The organism is Pseudomonas sp. PS01299 (assembly GCF_029960145.1).
GTDB lineage: Bacteria > Pseudomonadota > Gammaproteobacteria > Pseudomonadales > Pseudomonadaceae > Aquipseudomonas > Aquipseudomonas putida_A.
In genome coordinates, this window is record NZ_JASCPO010000329.1 from 1 (window position 1) to 4,890 (window position 4,890).

General features: G+C 60.2%; 4 protein-coding genes. All 4 read left to right on the plus strand.

Going from position 1 to position 4,890, the window contains the following annotated elements:
- The first annotated feature begins 247 nt into the window (after positions 1 to 247).
- Positions 248 to 2,263, plus strand: coding sequence for a type VI secretion system tip protein VgrG (locus QMX91_RS28960; RefSeq protein WP_282413764.1), 2,016 nt, complete (start codon positions 248 to 250; stop codon positions 2,261 to 2,263).
- Positions 2,253 to 2,957 carry a DUF4123 domain-containing protein gene (locus QMX91_RS28965; RefSeq protein ID WP_098966876.1) on the plus strand — a complete coding sequence of 235 codons (705 nt, stop codon included), beginning with the start codon at positions 2,253 to 2,255 and terminating at the stop codon, positions 2,955 to 2,957. Before QMX91_RS28960 ends, QMX91_RS28965 begins: the two co-directional genes overlap by 11 nt.
- Positions 2,958 to 3,283: 326 nt before the next feature.
- Complete coding sequence (locus tag QMX91_RS28970; protein ID WP_097087106.1) at positions 3,284 to 3,604, plus strand: hypothetical protein; 321 nt, start codon at positions 3,284 to 3,286, stop codon at positions 3,602 to 3,604.
- A 316-nt stretch (positions 3,605 to 3,920) separates the two neighbouring features.
- Positions 3,921 to 4,760: a 23S rRNA (adenine(2030)-N(6))-methyltransferase RlmJ gene (rlmJ, locus tag QMX91_RS28975; protein ID WP_003220988.1), complete on the plus strand. Its 840-nt coding sequence runs from the start codon at positions 3,921 to 3,923 to the stop codon at positions 4,758 to 4,760.
- Positions 4,761 to 4,890 lie beyond the last annotated feature (130 nt).

A 4,890-nucleotide genomic window follows, 5' to 3' on the forward strand; every position in this document is an offset into this window, starting at 1 on the left:
GGGCTTGCTCGCGAAAGGGTCGTGCCAGTCGACATTGATTTCATTTGACCCACCGCATTCGCGAGCAAGCCCGCTCCCACAGGAGATCGGTGGTGAGTTTGAGAGGGTTGTCTGTAGTCGCATGCGCCGATTTTCGAAGGCTTTTTCGACAGGAAAAGTAGGGCAAATCTGATTTTCCCGTCACCCACCCAACACCTCTTGCCCCTCATGCAGAATCGCCCGCCCTCAATCTGCAGAGAGACATCGGATGTTCGCGCCTGCCAATCAACCGCGTTTCACGTTGACCCTCGAAGGCGCCCAAGTTGATCTCAAAGTCCTTGAGTTCACGGGCAAGGAAGCCATCAGCCAACCGTTTCGTTTCGAGCTGGAACTGGTCAGTGAGCGTCCGGATCTGGACCTCGAAAGCCTGCTGCACCGTCAGGCGTTTCTTAGCTTCGATGCAGATGGCAGCGGCATTCATGGTCAGATTTATCAGGTCGGGCAGGGCGATTCCGGGAAACGTCTGACGCGCTACCACCTGAGCCTGGTGTCGCGTCTGACCTACCTCGGTCACCGCATCAACCAGCGGATTTTTCAGCATCAGACGGTTCCGCAGATCGTCGCGCAGATCCTCAAGGATCACGCAATCCTGCGCGATGCCTTCGAGTTCCGCCTCGGCAGCGATTACCCGGTGCGGGAATATTGCGTGCAATACGCCGAGAGCGATCTGGCGTTCATCCAGCGCCTGTGTGCCGAGGTCGGCATTCATTACCACTTTCAGCACAGCCCGGAGGGGCATGTGCTGGTGTTCGGCGACGATCAAACGGTGTTTCCGCGCCTGGCCGAACCGACGCTGTATCTGCCGGGTAGCGGCATGGCGTCGACGGCGCCGGCCATCAAGCGCTTCAACGTCCGGGTGGAGACTCGCACCAGCGTGGTCACCCGGCGCGACTACAACTTCGAAAAGCCGCGACTGCAACTGCAAAGCCGCAGCGACAGTGAGCAGCGCCCGGTGCTCGAGGACTATCACTTTCCCGGCCAATTCAACGATCGAGAAACCGGCAGGCAACTGGCGCAACGTACGCTGGAAAGGCATGTCGCCGACTACCGTCAGGCTGAGGGCATCAGCGACGTATCCGCACTGGTTTGCGGACATTTCCTGCAACTGAGCGAGCATCCGCGCCAGGACTGGAATGACCTGTGGCTGCTCACCGCCATCGAGCATCATGGCCGACAGCCGCAAGTGCTGGAGGAATCGGTGACCAGCGATGGGGAAACATTCCAGGGTTACCGTAATACCTTTCTTGCCACGCCGTGGGAGGTGTTCTTTCGTCCGGCGTTGGGGCCGGAAAAACCGCGCATGCCCGGTTATCAACCGGCCGTGGTCACCGGGCCGCAAGACACGGAAATCCATTGCGACGAGTACGGCCGGGTCAAGGTGCAACTGGCCTGGGATCGTGACGGCGAGCTCAACGAGCATTCCAGTTGCTGGCTGCGCGTTGCCACGGGTTGGGCGCATGATCATTACGGCAGCGTGCTGATCCCGCGGGTCGGCATGGAAGTGCTGGTCGGTTTCATCGACGCTGATGCCGACAAACCGTTGGTGATGGGTTGCCTGCCAAACGCCGCAACTCCGCTGCCGCTGGACCTGCCCGCCGACCAGACCCGCAGCATCTTCCGCAGCCAGAGCAGCCCCGGTGGTGGCGGTTACAACGAGCTGCGCATCGAGGACAAAAAGGGCGCCGAAGAAATCTACCTGCGCGCCCAGCGCAACTGGACGCAGCATGTCCTGCACGACCAGCAGGTGCAGGTCGACAACCAGCGCAGCATTGTCGTCACTGGCCTTGCCAGCCATGAACTCAAGGCTGACGAGCAGCGCATCACCCACGGCCAGCGCCAGACCGAAGTGAAACAGGACGATCACCTCACGGTTATTGGTGATCGGCATATTCGGGTGAGTAGTCAGGCAACCAGTGCGAGCGCACAAATTCACGTCAGTGCCGGGCAACAAGTGGTGATCGACGGTGGCGCGAGCGCGACGATTCAGGCCGGCGGGCAATGGATCAACATCGGCCCCGGCGGGATTTTCAGTAGCGTGCCGATTGTCGTGGGTGGGGCGCCAATGGCGGCGATGAGCGCGGCGCCGAGTGTGCCGGGGTTGCCGGTAAAACTCGCAGCAGCACCAGCGGCCATGCTCACTGCTGCGCAAATCATGAGCTTTAAAGGTGATGCACCATTCTGCGAAGAGTGCGAGCGTTGCAAGGACGGTGTCTGTGCAGCTTGAGTGCCTCACACCTGCAGAGTGGTTGGCGCGTGAACCGCTGAAACCTGCGGAGCAACTGTTCGCGATCTTCAGTAGCGCCAGCGACGCCAGGCCTCCGCTGGTTGCACCGAGCCCGATCTGGGCAGAGACGATCTACGCCGAGTGGGATGCGGTGATGCCCTTCGTGGGAATTGTCGCGGCGGACAGTGAGTTTCTCGACTGGGTGGCGAGTACCGAGTCTCGCGACTGGGGGTGGTTGGCGGTGTCCTCGGCGAGCCTGGAGGTGGTAGTTGAGCACTTTCGCAGCCTGACTCAAGTGCTGATGCCGGACGGCGCAGCGGTGTTTTTTCGCTTCTGGGATGGGCGGTTTTTGTTGCCGATCCTGCAGTCCGATGAAGTGCAATCTGCGCAGTTGATGCCGGTGATCTCGCGCGGCTTGATCAATGGACAGGCCGTGGATATCGGGGGCAGGGCGCAGGTTTCAGGGCGGGTGTTTCCCTGGTGGAAAGTGCCTGAGTCAGTGCTGGCTTCAGCAGGGAATTCAGTCCGGATCGGGAATGCGCTGCAGTGGCTGAGCGAGGAGCATCCGGCGCTGTACGAGGCGTTTCCGCAGGCTGTGTTGCGCTGCAAGGTTCAGCAGTTTTTTCAGGTTTCGGCGTCGGAAGAATCGTCGCAATCGGCGTTATTGGCATATTTGCAGGACGAAGCGGAGTGAAATTTCCGGGCGAAGGCTTCGGAAATTTCCCGCGAGTTGCGGCGGATTTCATGAACTGGTGGGCGGTGGGTTGCGGGGATAGTCTTTTCGTTGTCACCGCGAGAGTGGTGACAGGGTGTAGGAACCCGTTACCTATGGTGCATCAGCGCTGTTGATTTAATTGCGACATGTAACTTGTGCCAGCAATATCTTTAGCGGCGGCTGTGTGCGGGGCACGCTTTGGCGTGGCCGAATTCCATGGGTCGGTTCCTACTCCCGTGCACAGCTGCCACCCGATCCCGTAGGAAGGAGCGAGGCAGTTCATTTTCACATCCATGGTAGAAAACATGACGATGCTTAAACCCGACCCACCCTACGAAAAAATCATCCCCCATCCCGATAATCGCTTCATGGCCCTGACCGGCAATTGCAGCGACATGCCCACTCTGTTCATCGACACCCAAGTCCCCCTCGACATCCTCATGGACGCCGCCAACCACCGCATCCGCGCCGTGATTCAAGTGCTGGAAAACATGTGCATGCGCGGCTCGGTCGAATGCGACTCGATCATCCTCAGCGACTTCGCCATGCTCTGCGCCATTCCGCTGCGTGACGGCTGTGATGTGCTGGATGTGATTGGCAAACGCCTCGGCAACCTGTCCCTTTAAGCCTGAGAGCGTTTTTGTGGCGAGGGAGCTTGCTCCCGCTCGGCTGCGTAGCAGCCGCAACCCGGTTGTCGCGGTGTCAGACGAAATGGGGGATTGAGGTCTTGGGGCCGCTGCGCAGCCCATCGGGGATGAATCCCCTCGCCACAAAGGCAAGGGCAAAAGATCGCAGCCTTCGGCAGCTCCTACAGGGGGGAACGCCAATCCCGTGTAGGAGCTGCCGAAGGCTGCGATCTTTGCTGTTGAGGTCCGCTCGGCCGCCAACCCCTGACTTGCCGCCCGGTAAAAGGTAAACTTTGCGCCCTTCGCAGGAGCAGCCATGAATTATCGTCACGCCTTCCATGCCGGCAATCACGCCGATGTGTTCAAACACCTGACCTTGACCCGCCTCATCGCGCTGATGTCGCGCAAGGAGCAGCCGTTTGCCTATCTCGACACGCACGCCGGTATCGGTTTGTATGACTTGCAGGGTGATCAGGCCAACCGTACCGGCGAGTACCTGGAAGGCATTGCGCGTTTGTGGGATCAGCCGGATCTGCCGGCGCTGACCGCCGACTACATGAAGGTGCTGCACGAGATGAACCCGGATGGCCAGTTGCGCTACTACCCGGGTTCGCCGGAGTTGGCGCGGCGTCTGACCCGGCCGCAGGATCGGGTGATGCTCAACGAGAAACACCCGGAAGACGGCGTGCAGCTCAAAGAGAACATGGCCGGTGACCGTCGGGTGAAAGTGCATCTGGGCGAGGGCTGGCATGTGGCGCGGGCGATGCTGCCGGTGCAGGAGAAGCGTGCGGTGATGTTGATCGATCCGCCGTTCGAGCAGCTCGACGAGATGCAAAAGTGTGCGGCGTCGCTGAAAGAAGCGATTGGCCGGATGCGCCAAACCGTGGCGGCGATCTGGTACCCGGTAAAGGACCAGCGTGCGCTGCGACGTTTCTATCAGGATCTGGCTGGTACCGGTGCGCCGAAGTTGCTGCGCGTGGAACTGCTGGTGCATCCGCTGGATACGCCGAACAGCCTCAACGGCTCGGGGATGGCGATTGCCAATCCGCCGTGGGGGCTGGAGGAAGAATTGCGTGAGCTGCTGCCGTGGTTGTCGAAGAAGCTTGGGCAGACTCAGGGTGGGTGGCAGATGGATTGGTTGATTGCTGAAAGCTGATCAACTGTTTTAGCGGTGTCTGAACGGACGCCTTCGCGGGCAAGCCCGCTCCCACAAAGTACTGCGCCATTTTGAAGTCGGCGCTAAACCTGTGGGAGCGGGGTTGCCCGCGCTGGTTTGGGGGTTTGTT

Coding starts and splice junctions, on each gene's coding strand:
- rlmJ (WP_003220988.1), top strand. CDS start 3,921: ATGAATTATCGTCACGCCTTCCATGCCGGCAATCACGCCGATGTGTTC.
- QMX91_RS28970 (WP_097087106.1), top strand. CDS start 3,284: ATGACGATGCTTAAACCCGACCCACCCTACGAAAAAATCATCCCCCAT.
- QMX91_RS28960 (WP_282413764.1), top strand. CDS start 248: ATGTTCGCGCCTGCCAATCAACCGCGTTTCACGTTGACCCTCGAAGGC.